Here is a 13306-nt window from a genome sequence, read left to right as displayed (position 1 = left end):
CCCCGGGGCGGGGCGGGGTCACGCCGAGGCCGAGACGGACGATGCGGGTCACCTCGGGACTGCCGGCGCAGGCCCACCCCGGGACAGCCGACGCAGGCCACCTCTGGACGGACGACGCAGGCCACCTCTGGACGGACGACGCAGGTCACTTCAGGGTCGGCGGCTCGCAGACCGCCACGCCCCGTTCCCAGATGCTGCCGAGGATCAGGTACCCGCCCGCTTCGCAGACGCTGGTGGGCATGCGGTAGCCGGAGTGGCGGCGGGCGAGGTGGTGCACGACGCGGCCCTCGTCGTCGAAGGCCTGGAGGGCGATCGTGCCCGTGGGGCGGAACGGGGCGCGCACGGCGACGCGCGCGGCGGCGGCCCGGACCCCGGGCGCACTGCGGTGGAGCACGTCGAGGGGCGGGACGCGGGGCCCGGCGAGGGCCACCCAGATCGGTCCGTCCGGCGCGCCACGCCAGAGGTTGTCGGGCATCCCCGGGAGGTTCTCGGCGAACGGTTCGCTCCGCCCGGCCCGCGGCCCGGTGAGCCAGTGGCGCAGGAGCCGGCAGGCGCCGGTCTCGGCGACGACGAGGAACGACTCGTCCGCGCCGACGGCGACCCCGTTGGCGAACTGCAGCCCGTCCAGCACCACCTCGGCCGCGTCGGAGCCCGGGGCGAGCCGCAGCAGCCGCCCCGTCCCGGTGTGTTCGACGATGTCGCCGATCCAGTGCTCCAGCGGGTACCGACGGCTGGAGACGGTGAAGTAGACGCTCCCGTCGGAGAGGGACACGACGTTGCTGCAGAACCGCAGCGGCTCTCCCGACACCTCGTCGGCGAGGATCCGAACCGTGCCGTCGCCGGTGCCGACCCGCAGCAGTCCGCGTTCGGCATCGCAGACCAACAGGTCGCCGTCGGGGAGGAGTTCCAACCCGAGCGGCCTGCCACCGGTCTCGGCGAGCACTTCGACGCGGGCCGCGACCGGGTCGGCGAGGGCGTCGAGCCGCAGGATGCGGCCGTCCGCGACGCCGGTGAGGACGCGGCCGCGCGGGTCGGCGACCACGTCCTCGGGTCCGGGGCCCACCGCGATGTAGTGGCGGGGGACGAGTGCCGTGGGACGGTCCATAGTGCGCGTGTCCTTCGTCATCGGGGGCGATATGGCGGGTACCGGGTCGCCTACCAGCCCTTCTCGAACATCCGGGCGACCTCGGCGATCCGCATGTCGTCGCGGTGGTAGCGCACACGGCCCGCGGACCTGCTGGTGCGCAGCATGCCGGTGGCCTCCAGCAGCCGCAGATGGGTGGCGGCGACCGGGCGCGGTAGCGAGAACCGCTCGGCGACGGCGTCCGCGGTGACACCGTCCGCCGCGGGACCGGGTTCCTTCAGCCAAGCCAGAATGCGCAGCCGCGTCTCGTCCGTGGGAGTCCTCAGCATGTCGTGCCCCTGCCTCGCGGCTTCGCCCTCTCACCGAGCCTTCCCACTGTCTCGCAGTCGACGCCGCCCTGTCCGGGACTCGGCATCGTTGACCGATACCGAACTACCCCTTCGCAGGGCGGAGTTCGGCCAGTCCCCCGGTCGTCGTGCCCGAACGGCGCCCGGCGCCGCCGCAGGCCGCGCCGCCGGGCTCCGCCGACGTCCTCGCGGTGCTCCCGCTGGTCGCCTTCTTCCCGGTCGTCCCCCGCCTCCGGAGTCCGGATCCGGTCTCCGGAGCCGTAAGGTCATGACCATGAACGCTGCGGGAGGCAGGCGCAGGCCGCCCACGATCCACGACGTGGCGCGCGAGGCGGGGGTCTCGCGCGGCACCGTCTCGCGCGTCCTCAACGGCGGCCACTACGTCAGCCCTGCCGCCCAGGAGGCGGTCAACGCGGCCATCCGCAGAACGGGTTACGTCGTCAACCGGCACGCCCGCTCCCTGATCACCGGGCGGTCCGACTCGGTCGGCTTCCTGCTCACCGAGCCGCAGGAGCGGTTCTTCGAGGACCCCAACTTCAACGTCCTGCTGCGCGGCTGCACCCAGGCGCTCGCCGCGCACGACATCCCGCTGCTGCTGATGCTGGCGGGCACCGAGGACGAACGGCGGCGCATCACGCGGTACATCACCGCCGGTCACGTCGACGGGGTGCTGCTGGTCTCCAGCCACTCCGGTGACCCCGTCGCGGAGCGGCTGCGCGAGGCGGGGGTGCCGCTGGTCACGTGCGGGAAGCCGATCGGGCCGGCCTCCAAGGTGAGTTACGTGGCCGCCGACGACCGCGACGGGGCCCGCGACATGGTGCGCCACCTGTTGTCGCTCGGGCGGCGCAGGGTGGGCACGGTGACCGGACCGCTGACCACACCCGGCGGTGTCGATCGCCTCGCCGGCTACAAGGAGGTGCTGGCGGAGGCGGGCCTGGAGTTCGACGAGCGGCTGGTCGTCTCCGGTGACTTCGGCAGGGCGAGCGGCGAGGCGGGCGCCGAGCGGCTGCTTGCGCAGGCCCCGGACATCGACGCGGTGTTCGTGGCCTCCGACCTCATGGCGCAGGGGGCGCTCACGGCACTGCGCCGGGCCGGGCGGCGGGTGCCGCAGGACGTGGCGCTCGGCGGCTTCGACGATTCGCCGGCCGCCGTGGCCTCCAGTCCCGGTCTGACGACCATCCGGCAGCCCTGGGACCGCATCAGCAACGAGATGGTGCGGGTGCTGCTCGCGCAGATCGGGGGCGAGGATCCGGCGGCGGTGATCCTTCCGACGGAGCTGGTGAGGCGGGAGTCGGCCTGAGGCTCGGCGCCCTGCCGGGAGCCTGTGCGGTCCGGCTCGGCGGCAGGGGGCGGGCGGTTCCGCATCCGGGCGACGAGCCCGTACTGCATGCACGGTCATTGAAACCCCGCGCCGGTGTTACCGTTCCCCTATGGCGTCGAAAACGGCTGGCGGGCAGCTCGAGGACCGGTGGCGGGACATCCTGTCGGCGCACGCGCGCACGATGTGCGAGATCGACCGGGCGCTGCATCCGCACGGTCTCGGCGCGTCCGATTTCGAGGTCCTGGACATGCTCGCTGCTGCGGCGCCCGAGGAGGGCGAGCAGTGCCGTGTGCAGAACCTCGTCGGGCGGGTCCACCTCAGCCAGAGCGCGCTGTCCCGGCTGATCGCCCGGCTGGAGAAGGACGGTCTGGTGACACGGTCCGTCTGCATGGAGGACCGGCGGGGTGTGTGGGTCGCCCTGACCGCCAAGGGCCGTGACCTGCACGCCGAGGTGCTGCCCCTGCAGCGCGCGGCGCTGGCCCGGACGCTGGGCGCGTAGGCGGGCGGGGGCCGGCGGCCCACGCGGTGCAGCGGCGGATCAAGCTCTCGCCCCCGGCTCATTCCGAACCCAGGCAAGGTGCTCTGACCCGCGCCGCGACCGCGTGGGCCGTCGGCGCGCGTGCTGTCAACGGACCAGCAGGGTGCGGACTCCCTCCGAGGTCAGCGTCAGCCGGTGCTCCGAGCTGCCGTCGATGGTGAGCGACAGGTCGTCGGCCGGCCACTGTGCGGCGAGGGCGCCGAGCGGCACCATGCGGTAGCGGGAGACGAACGGCAGCAGCCCGGCCATCTCCACCTCGGAGGTGAACACGGGCACCACCGGTTCGCCGCCCGGCTGTTCCAGCACGGGCAGCGCCACCGTCGAGGGGTTGGCTGCGTCGGCGTCGCCCGCGTCGTCGGGCACGGGGATGAGCACGTCGCTGTTGGCGAGCGCGTCCAGAGCCGCCGCGTCCTCGGTGTTCTCGGCGAGGACGTCCAGTGCCCGCTGGGCGGGCGTGGGCGTGGGGTCGTTTGCGGGTGTCTCCATGGCACATTCCCTGGTAGCGGCGGTCGTGCGGCCTGCCCGGGGCAAGATCCGCCCCGGGTACGGTCCTGCTCGCGTACCCGAACGGGAACAGGGCAATCCTGGTGGATCTTCGGGCTTCGTGGGAGCGCGGGGGAGATCTTGTGGTGCCCCGGGCCGGCCCGGGCCTGCCGAGGGGTGTCGACCGGCTCATGTTACCGGTAACATCAGGCGTCTGATTCAGACGTACGCGCCTGTGCCCTCCGCCCCGCCACTCGGTGGCCCGTCCCTCGGAGTCCGCGTGATCGAAGAGCGTGTCGCCCGTCCCACCCCCGCACCGCTCTTCAGCAGGGCCGCCGTCCTGGCCTCATGCGCCGGCTTCGTGCTCATCGGGGCGCTGCAGGCGCTGTACGGGCCGGCGATCCCCGCTCTGCGTGCGGAGTTCGGGCTGTCGCCGTCCGCCGCGGGGCTGGGGCTCAGTGCGCACTTCGTCGGGGGTGTCGCCGGTGTGCTGCTGTTCGACCGGCTCTACGGGCGGATAGGAAACCGGCGGATCCTCGGCAGTTCGTATCTGCTGATGGCCGTCGGCGCGGCAGGCTTCGCACTGGCGCCCGACTGGCCGACCGCGCTGGCGGCGGCCCTGCTCGCCGGGCTCGGCTTCGGCGGCATCGACTACGGCCTCAACCAGTTGTTCGCCGTGGGCTTCGGCCACCGCTCGACCGCGATGCTGAACATCCTCAACGCGCACTTCGGCATCGGTGCCATCCTCGGCCCCGCCGTGATCGGCGCGGTCGGCTCCGAGCACTACCCGGTCGTGTTCCTCGTGTTCGCCCTCGCCGATCTGCCGTTGCTGCTGTGCCTGCGGGGCGTGGGGAACCAGGCGCCCGTCACGCCCGGGGAACGGGCCGTCGGCGGAGCCGTCCTCGGGCGGAGCCTCGGCTCCGTGCTCGCCCTCTTCGTCGTCCTCTACGTGCTGCACGTCGGCATCGAGGCGGGTGTGGGCGGCTGGGAGCCCACGCACCTGGAGACCGTCGGCTACGGCGCGGGGGCCGCCGCCACCGCCACCTCCGTGTACTGGCTCATGATGACCGCCGGCCGCTTCCTGGTCGCCCCGCTCGCGCTGCGCTTCTCCGCCCAGGCCATCATCACCGTCTCCTGCGCCGGGATGACGGTGTGTCTGCTGGCCGCGGCCGTCCCGGCACTGGCGCCCTACGCCTACGCCGGTGTCGGTCTGTTCATCGCGCCGATCTTCCCCACCGGACTGCCGTGGCTGAACCGGGTCGCACCGCGGGCCCGGCGGGCCGGTGCGCTGGTCATCGCGGCTTCCATGGCCGGGGGCGTGGCCGCGGGACCGGCTCTGGGCAAGGCCATCGAGTGGTCCGGGGTCCGCGCCGTGCCGCTCCTGCTCTGCGGCGTGTCGGCGCTCTGCCTGTCCGCCACGCTCTGGCTGATCCGCGCCACCCGCTCCCGCTGACCGTACTCCCCCTCTCCCGAAGGGACGCTTCCACATGCCCGCCCTGACGACGACGTCCGACGGATTCCTGCTGAACGGCGAGCCGTTCCGGATCATCTCCGGTGCGCTGCACTACTTCCGCGTCCACCCCCAGCTGTGGTCCGACCGGCTGCGCAAGGCGCGGCTGATGGGGCTTAACACGGTGGAGACGTACATCCCGTGGAACCACCACCAACCCGCCCCCGAGGGCCCTCTCGTCCTCGACGGCTTCCTCGACCTGCCCCGTTTCCTCCGGCTCGCGGGGGAGGAGGGACTGCGGGTACTGCTGCGTCCGGGTCCGTTCATCTGCGCCGAGTGGGACGGGGGCGGCCTGCCCGACTGGCTGACCTCCGAGCCGGACCTCCGGCTGCGCACCAGCGACCCCCGCTTCACCGGGGCCGTCGACCGCTACCTCGACCTGCTGCTGCCCGCGCTCCGCCCGCACCTGGCGGCGGCGGGCGGTCCGGTCATCGCCGTACAGGTCGAGAACGAGTACGGGGCCTACGGCGACGACGGCGCCTATCTGAAGCACCTCACCGACGCCTTCCGCTCCCGCGGCGTGGAGGAGCTGCTGTTCACCTGCGACCAGGCCGACCCCGAGCACCTGGCCGCGGGAAGCCTGCCGGGCGTGCTGACCGCAGGCACCTTCGGCAGCCGCGTCGAGCGGTCCCTGGCCCGGCTGCGCGAGCACCGGCCCGAGGGCCCGCTGTTCTGCGCCGAGTTCTGGATCGGCTGGTTCGACCACTGGGGCGGCCCCCACCACGTGCGGGACGCGGCCGACGCCGCCGCGGACCTGGACCGGCTGCTGTCCGCCGGGGCGTCGGTGAACATCTACATGTTCCACGGCGGCACCAACTTCGGCCTCACCAACGGCGCCGACCACAAGCACGCATACACGCCCACCGTCACGTCCTACGACTACGACGCCGCGCTCACCGAATGCGGCGACCCCGGCCCGAAGTACCACGCCTTCCGCGAGGTCATCGCCCGGCACGCGGCCGTGCCCGAGGAGCCCGCCCCGGCTCCGAGCAAGAAACTTCCGCCCACCTCGGTCGAGTTGAGCAGCCGTGCCCCACTCCTGCCCCTCGTCGGCTCGCTCGCGGCGGCCGTGCGCGCCGACGCGCCCGTGACCATGGACGAGCTCGGGCAGCGCACCGGCTACGCGCTCTACCGCACCACCCTCCCGGTCGGTGGCGACGGCCTGCTGCACTTCGCCCGGGGGGTCGGCGACCGCGCCCAGGTCTTCGTCGACGGTGCGCCCGTCGGCGTGCTGGAGAGGGAGCGCCACGACGAGTCGCTGCCCGTGCGGGTGCCGTGCCCCGGGGCGACGCTGGAAGTGCTCGTCGAGAACATGGGCGGCGTCAACTACGGCCCCCGGATCGGCGCTCCCAAGGGCCTGCTCGGGCCCGTCTTCCTCAACGGAACGGCCCTGACGGGCTGGGACTGCCTGCCGCTGCCGCTGGACGGCCTGGCCGCGGTGCCGTTCGCCCCGGCCGGGCAGGCGCCGGTCACCGTCCCGGCCTTCCACCGCGGCACGTTCGCCGTCGACACCCCCGCCGACACCTTCCTCTCCCTGCCCGGCTGGTCGAAGGGCCAGGCCTGGGTCAACGGCTTCCACCTGGGCCGCTACTGGAACCGCGGCCCACAGCGCACGCTGTACGTCCCGGCCCCGGTCCTGCGCCCGGGCGACAACGAACTCGTTCTGCTGGAGCTGCACGGCACCACAACCACCAGCGCCCGGCTCACCGACACCCCCGACCTCGGTCCGGAGAACACCTGGTGAGGCACGCCGTGCGTTCCTCGGCCCGCCGCCGGACGGTTCGGCCCGGCCGAGGACCGCACGGGGCACCTCCCGGCCTATGCTGTGCACCTGCCGGGCGGGTCAGGACCGCCGTGCCGACCGCGAGGAATCATCCGCCATGACACCGAGCGCCTCCGACGGCCCTGCTCCCAAGGGCCGCAGCAGGCGCAACTTCGCGGGGGCGCGGCCGGTGATGGCCGACGTGGCCAGGATGGCGGGGGTTTCCAAGCAGACCGTGTCGCGGGTGCTCAACGACCATCCGGCCGTCCGCAGTGAGACCCGCGAGGCGGTTCTGGACGCCATGCGTGCCCTCGGCTACCGGCCCAGCCGCAGCGCGCGGTCCCTGGCCAGCGGCAGGACCCGGATGCTCGGGGTCATCTCCTTCGACGCCGCGCGGTACGGGCCCGCGTCGATCCTCACCGCGATCAACACGGCCGCCCTGGAGGCCGGTTACCTCGTCAGCTCCATCGCCCTGGACACCGCCGACCACGACACCGTCGTCGAGGCCGTGAACCGGCTGTCGGCCGAGGGCGCGGACGGCGTGATCGCGATCGCGCCCCAGCTGTGGGTGGGCCGGACCCTGGCGAAGGCGACCGCTCTGGGCACTCCCCTGGTGGTGCTGGAGAACGCGCTCGACGACGAGACGTCCCTGGTCACCGGCGATTCCCGCATCGGCGCCCGCAAGGCCACCGAGCATCTCCTCGGCCTCGGCCACACCACCGTGTGGCACATCGCGGGGCCCGCGGGGTGGACCTCCGCCGACCACCGGCTGACAGGCTGGCAGGAGACGCTCCGGGCGGCCGGTGCCACCGTTCCCGAACCCCTGGCCGGGGACTGGAGCGCCGGATCCGGGTACGACCTGGGCCGTCGGCTGGCCCGGCGCCCGGAGGTGACGGCGGTGTTCGCCTGCAACGACCAGATGGCGCTGGGTCTGCTGCACGCCCTGCACGAGTCCGGGCGGTCCGTCCCCGGGGACGTCAGCGTCGTCGGTTACGACGACATCCCCGAAGCCGCGCACTTCCTGCCGCCGCTGACCACCGTCCGCACCGACTTCGCGGAGATCGGCACCCGTGCTCTGCGGCTCCTGGTCGACCGCATCGACGGCCCGGGCGAGCGGTCCCGCGTCGACACCCTCGTGCCCGTGGACCTCGTGGTGCGGGCGAGCAGCGCTCCCCCACCGGTGCGCTGACCGCCCTTGGTCAGCCGTCTCCACCGGCGGCAGCCCGCTGCCAGGCCCCTTCCCTCAGCAGCCGCAGCCCGTTCAGGCCCACCAGGACGGTGGAGCCCTCGTGGCCCGCGACGCCCAGGGGGAGCGGCAGGTCACCGGCCAGGTCCCAGACGACGAGGCCGGTGATGAACACCCCGGCGATCACGAGGTTCTGCACGACGAGGCGCCGGGCGCGCCGGGACAGGGCGACCGTGGCGGGAATCGCGGCGAGTTCGTCGCGCACGATGACGGCGTCCGCGGTCTCCAGGGCCAGGTCGGAGCCGGCCCGGCCCATGGCGAGGCCGGTGTGCGCGGCGGCCAGCGCGGGAGCGTCGTTGACGCCGTCGCCGACGACCAGCACCTTGCGGCCCACGCTCTCCATCTCCTTCACGGCCGCCAGCTTGTCCTGCGGCAGCAGCCCGGCACGCACGTCGTCGATGCCGGCTTCGGCGGCGAGATGCGCGGCGGCGCGCGGGTTGTCGCCGGTGAGGAGCACCGGGGCGGTGCCGGTGAGCCGGGCGAGGGAGGCGACGGTGACGGCGGCGTCCGGGCGCAGCCGGTCGGCGATGCCGAGCAGTCCGGCGGGCGTGCCGTCGACGACGACCAGGACGGCGGTACGGCCGGACTGCTCCAGTTCCGCGACCGTGCCGAGGGCGGTGCCGGCCAGCCGGGCCGGTGCGCCGACCTCCACCGTACGGCCGCCGACGACGGCGGTGACTCCCACGCCGGGCGCGGAGGTGAAGTCCTGTGCGTCGGGCAGGTCGAGACCACGCTCGCGGGCCGCGTCCACGACCGCCCGGGCCAGCGGATGCTCACTGGGCCGTTCGGCTCCTGCCGCCAGTGCCAGCAACTCCCCCTCGTCCAGGCCGGATCCGGGCAGCGGCCGGACGTCGGTCACCCGGGGACTGCCCTCGGTGAGGGTGCCGGTCTTGTCCAGGGCGACGGCGTCCACCTGGCCGAGCCGCTCCATCACCACGGCCGACTTCACCAGCACGCCGTGGCGTCCGGCGTTGGCGATGGCCGACAGCAGGGGCGGCATGGTGGCCAGTACGACCGCGCACGGGGACGCCACGATCATGAAGGTCATGGCGCGCAGCAGGGCGTCGGTGAGCTGGGCCCCGAAGGCGAGCGGCACCAGGAAGACGGCCAGGGTCGCGGCCACCATGCCCAGTGAGTAGCGCTGTTCGACCTTCTCGATGAACAGCTGCGTGGGCGCCTTGGTCTCGGACGCCTCCTGCACCATGCGGACGATCCGGGCGATCACCGAGTCGGAGGCGTCGCGCTCCACCCGGATCCGGAGTGCGCCGGTGCCGTTGAGGGTGCCGGCGAAGACCTCGTCGCCGGGCTCCTTCGCCACGGGCAGCGGCTCGCCGGTGATGGTCGCCTGATCCACCTCGCTCGCCCCGTCCAGCACGCGTCCGTCGGCGCCGACCCGCTCCCCGGGGCGTACGAGGACGGTGTCTCCGACCGCCAGCTCCTCGACGGGGACGGCCTGTTCGGCGCCGTCCGGGCTCAGCCGGGCGGCGGTGGCGGGAGCCAGATCGAGCAGGCCCCGCACGGAGTCGGCGGTGCGGGCCGTGGCCAGGGCCTCCAACGCGCCCGAGGTGGCGAAGATGACGATGAGCAGGGCGCCGTCCATGACCTGCCCGATCGCGGCCGCGCCCAGTGCGGCGACGACCATCAGCAGGTCGACGTCGAGGGTGCGGTCCTTCAGCGCCTTGAGCCCTTCCCACCCCGGCTCCCAGCCCCCCGTGACGTACGACAGGGCGTACAGGGCTCCCCAGGTCCAGACGGGGGCGCCGGTCAGCTGCAGGGGCAGCGCGAGCAGGAAGAGGGCGGTGGCCGCGGCGGCCCAGCGCGCCTCGGGGAGCGCGAGAACACGGGTACGCCGCCGGGCCGCCGCTCCGGCGCGGGCGGGCTTCGCCCGTTCGACCGGCTGGGGCGCGAGCGTGGAGGTCATCAGGGGTCCTTCTGGCGGGGGCGCGTGGCCATCCACCATACAGGAACACATGAAGACTGATTCATGTCTTCATTTCGAGCAGAGCTTGGCCAGGGCCTGGGGCGGTCCTCGCCCCGGCGGCCTCAGTCACCGAAGGAGTCGATGACCGTCTCGCCCGCGTGCACACGCCGCAGCGTGCCGATGAGACGGTCGGGGTCGCCCAGACGCTCCTTCAGCAGGCAGCCGACGCCGCCCGCGGGGTGCGGTCCGGCGAGGCGGTGCACATGGTCGGTCGCGACCCGGGACGACAGCACCAGCAGCCCTGTTTCCGGGTGCCCGGCTCGGATCGCCCGGGCCGTCCCCAGTCCCTCCCCCGGGCGGCCGAACGGCAGGTGGATGTCGAGGACGACGACGTCGGGCGACGACCGGGCGACCTCACGCAGCCCGTCGACATGGCCGGAGGCCGTGCCGACCACCTCGATCCCTCGCTCGGTGAGCACCCGGACGAGGGCGTCCCGCAGGGCGGGGGTGCCTTCGACGACGACGACACGCATGTCCACTCCCTCCCCGCACAGGACAGATGGTCCCCGCTCCGCGGGTGGACGTCAGCGAGGTTTCCCTCACCGGTCCCGCTGGTTTTCCGCGCCCAGGTACATCAAGGTGGCCACGACCCGGCGGTTGAGGTGCCGCTGCTCGTTCTCGGAACCCAGGCCGAGCTTGCCGAAGACGGTCGACAGGTTCCTTTCGACGTTCCCCAGCGTGCAGGAGAGTTTCTGGGCGATGGCCAGGTTGGTCAGTCCCCTGGCCACGAGGGACAGGATCTGCCGCTCACGGGGCGTCAGGCCCTCCAGCGGATCGGGCGCCCGGTCGGCGGGCCGGGGCTGCGGAACCAGGAGGTCACGGACCCATCCGGGGTCGATGACGACCTGGCCTTTGGCGACCCGGCTCATCGCGTCGGTGATCAGTTCCATGTCGCCCAGGCTGCCCTTCGCCATGAGGCCGACCGCGCTGGGCGGCTCCAGTTCCATGAGCCGTTTGACGTGCTCCACCGTCGGGTCGGTCGCGAGGACCAGCAAGGCGACCTCGGGGTAGAGAGCCCGGACGCGTTCGGCGATGCGCAGTCCCGCGTCGGCGGGCTGGGCCTCCTTGACCAGCCGCAGATCGAGGGTGACGACGTCCGGGGCGTGTTCGTCGACCAGGGCGACGGCGTCGTCGGCCGTTTCGGCACTCCCTGCGACCTCGACGCCGAGGCCGGTCAGGGCGGCGATGAACGTGGTGCGCAGCATCGGGTCGTCCTCGACGACGACAGCTTTCAAGGGGCGTCTCCTTCTGTGGGATCGGGTGAGTCGGCGGGTGGCCCGCCGGGCAGGCGGGCCACGAGGCGGGTGCCTCCGCCGCGTGGGCTGTCGACGCGCAGTTCGCCCCCGACGGCCGCGACCCGCTCGGTCAGCCCGCGCAGGCCGGTGCCGCGGGCGTCGGCGCCGCCCTGTCCGTCGTCGGAGACGGTGACGATCACGTCGTCCCCGTCCGGTGCGACCGCGACGCGGATGGCCGCCCCGGGCGTGGCGTGCTTGACCGCGTTGGTGACGCCCTCCGCGATGACGAAGTAGGCAGTGGACTCCACGTGGCCCGGCCAGCGCCGGTCGGGCACCTGGTAGGTGACCCGTCCCCCGTGGTTGCGGGCCAGATTGCCGAGGGTGTTGCCCAGGCCCTTCTTGACGAGCTCGTACGGGTCCAGTCCCTGGGACAGCTCGCGCAGCGTCTTCATGGAGTCGGTGAGTTGGCTCTTCGCCGTGGCCAGCAGGTCGGCGAGTTGGTGGCTTCCATCGGTCACCGCCCTGCTGTGTGCCACGCCGAGCAGGGTCAGCACGGCGAAGAACCCCTGCTGGGCACCGTCGTGAAGCGCACGCTCGATCCGTGTGCGCTCGGCCAGTTCGGCTTCGAGCAGTCGCCGCCGCGACTCGCTGACCTGCTCGTACAGCCGGACGTTCTCCATCACCAGGCCGGCGAGGGCGAACGCGATCGCCGTGGCCCGCCCGGTTTCCGTGAGGGCGGCGTCGTGTTCGATGACGCACAGCAGCCCGTCGCCGCGCCTGACCGGCGTGCGGGTGCGCGCCGGGTCCCGGCTGTCGTCGGCACGGCTTCCGGACAGATCGGTGAGCACGCCGCCCTGGCGGGGCAGCAGCAGGCGCAGCGTGGGATCGCCGACGGCTTCGGCGAGGGACGTCTGCAGCGTGTCCAGCGGCGTGGCGTGCAGTTCCCCGAGCCGGGCGGGCAGTTCCGCGATGTGCATCTCCCTGCGCCACTGAAGGCCGGCCGAGACGATGTACGCCACGATGAGCCCGGCCGCCGAGCCACCGAGCATGAGCACCTCGATGACGAGGCGGAAGTCGAGAGGCAACCCCATCGCGCTGGTCAGGGAGGACGCGATGAGCAGCACACCGGCGATCACCAGGATCGCCCAAACCGGCCCGGTACGGCGACGGCGTACGGTGAGCGCGATCAGCAGGCGGCGCAGCACGATGACGATGCCCGTAATGCCGAGCACGGCCAGGATGAGGCTGCTCGCGATCGCCCACCGCGTGTTGACCTGCCCGATGTTGTAGTTCCACGTCCCGTCGGGGCGGTCGGCGAGGTACCGGCCCACCTGGGTGCCCGTGCAGGCGAGGTAGCAGATCGCGACGTAGACGCGGTCGCCCACCCCGCGCAGGCGTCCGGAGGGCAGGCTGAGGGCCAGGTGGCCGAAGACCCCGACGTACAGGAAGGCCAGGCAGAATCCCACGGCGAACAGGACCGGGTGGCTGCTGACACGGAGGAACTGCAGGTAGTAGGTGACGCCGAGCGCGATCAGCAGCACGCCCACCCGGGCTCGCGCCGCGCGGGTCCACAGCACGCCCCCCGCAAGGATCAGCGGTACTCCGAACCCCCGGTAGGCCAGGTCGGTCCAGAGCGCGGTCGGCGGCCCGACTCCCCAGGAGGCGATGGCCGCCCACCCTGCCGCGGCGAGCGCGAGCAGCGTGACCGGCACGGCGATCATGCCGGGCATCAGCCCGCCGCGAACCGTACTCCCCACTGGGTCAAGCCACCCCCCGGCCCGTGGTTAACCAGGCCTAGC

12 protein-coding genes are annotated in these 13306 nt (G+C 73.0%); 5 read left to right on the top strand and 7 right to left on the bottom strand.

Translation table 11 applies throughout. The annotated features are described in order from the left end of the window. Positions 1-145: 145 nt before the first annotated feature. On the bottom strand, positions 146-1105 hold the full coding sequence (locus AB0B29_RS25840) for an SMP-30/gluconolactonase/LRE family protein (protein ID WP_362243869.1): 960 nt from the start codon (positions 1103-1105) through the stop codon (positions 146-148). A 50-nt stretch (positions 1106-1155) separates the two neighbouring features. Continuing rightward, on the bottom strand, positions 1156-1413 hold the full coding sequence (locus tag AB0B29_RS25835; protein ID WP_362243868.1) for an ArsR/SmtB family transcription factor: 258 nt from the start codon (positions 1411-1413) through the stop codon (positions 1156-1158). A gap of 286 nt (positions 1414-1699) precedes the next feature. On the opposite strand from AB0B29_RS25835, the gene AB0B29_RS25830 reads away from it, so the two are divergent. Further along, positions 1700-2731, top strand: a complete 1032-nt coding sequence (locus AB0B29_RS25830) for a LacI family DNA-binding transcriptional regulator (RefSeq protein WP_362243867.1) — start codon at positions 1700-1702, stop codon at positions 2729-2731. A gap of 130 nt (positions 2732-2861) precedes the next feature. Then, on the top strand, positions 2862-3251 hold the full coding sequence (locus tag AB0B29_RS25825; RefSeq protein WP_362243866.1) for a MarR family winged helix-turn-helix transcriptional regulator: 390 nt from the start codon (positions 2862-2864) through the stop codon (positions 3249-3251). A 126-nt stretch (positions 3252-3377) separates the two neighbouring features. On the opposite strand, the gene AB0B29_RS25820 is transcribed toward AB0B29_RS25825, so the two are convergent. Further along, complete coding sequence (locus AB0B29_RS25820; RefSeq protein WP_344455083.1) at positions 3378-3776, bottom strand: SseB family protein; 399 nt, start codon at positions 3774-3776, stop codon at positions 3378-3380. A 277-nt stretch (positions 3777-4053) separates the two neighbouring features. On the opposite strand from AB0B29_RS25820, the gene AB0B29_RS25815 reads away from it, so the two are divergent. The 3 genes from AB0B29_RS25815 to AB0B29_RS25805 all read left to right on the top strand — a co-directional run bounded on the left by AB0B29_RS25815 (position 4054) and on the right by AB0B29_RS25805 (position 8234). Then, on the top strand, positions 4054-5226 hold the full coding sequence (locus tag AB0B29_RS25815; RefSeq protein WP_362243865.1) for an MFS transporter: 1173 nt from the start codon (positions 4054-4056) through the stop codon (positions 5224-5226). 34 nt (positions 5227-5260) lie between these two features. After that, a complete protein-coding gene (locus tag AB0B29_RS25810) occupies positions 5261-7027 on the top strand; it encodes a glycoside hydrolase family 35 protein (RefSeq protein WP_362243864.1) in 1767 nt (588 codons plus the stop codon). A 136-nt stretch (positions 7028-7163) separates the two neighbouring features. Beyond that, on the top strand, positions 7164-8234 hold the full coding sequence (locus tag AB0B29_RS25805; RefSeq protein ID WP_362243863.1) for a LacI family DNA-binding transcriptional regulator: 1071 nt from the start codon (positions 7164-7166) through the stop codon (positions 8232-8234). A 10-nt stretch (positions 8235-8244) separates the two neighbouring features. On the opposite strand, the gene AB0B29_RS25800 is transcribed toward AB0B29_RS25805, so the two are convergent. From AB0B29_RS25800 to AB0B29_RS25785, 4 genes are all read right to left on the bottom strand, one after another. Then, entirely contained in the window at positions 8245-10212 is a 1968-nt protein-coding gene (locus AB0B29_RS25800) for a heavy metal translocating P-type ATPase (RefSeq protein WP_362243862.1), read from the bottom strand. A 122-nt stretch (positions 10213-10334) separates the two neighbouring features. Continuing rightward, positions 10335-10745: a response regulator gene (locus AB0B29_RS25795; RefSeq protein ID WP_362243861.1), complete on the bottom strand. Its 411-nt coding sequence runs from the start codon at positions 10743-10745 to the stop codon at positions 10335-10337. Positions 10746-10811: 66 nt separating this feature from the next. Further along, complete coding sequence (locus AB0B29_RS25790; RefSeq protein WP_362243860.1) at positions 10812-11507, bottom strand: response regulator transcription factor; 696 nt, start codon at positions 11505-11507, stop codon at positions 10812-10814. After that, a complete protein-coding gene (locus tag AB0B29_RS25785; RefSeq protein WP_362243859.1) occupies positions 11504-13237 on the bottom strand; it encodes a sensor histidine kinase in 1734 nt (577 codons plus the stop codon). The genes AB0B29_RS25790 and AB0B29_RS25785 overlap by 4 nt, the downstream gene beginning before the upstream one ends. Positions 13238-13306: the final 69 nt, after the last annotated feature.

It is taken from the genome of Streptomyces tibetensis (assembly GCF_040647715.1).
GTDB lineage: Bacteria > Actinomycetota > Actinomycetes > Streptomycetales > Streptomycetaceae > Streptomyces > Streptomyces tibetensis_A.
The sequence above is the reverse complement of the archived record's forward strand: the minus strand, read 5'-3'. Positions and strand labels throughout refer to the sequence as shown.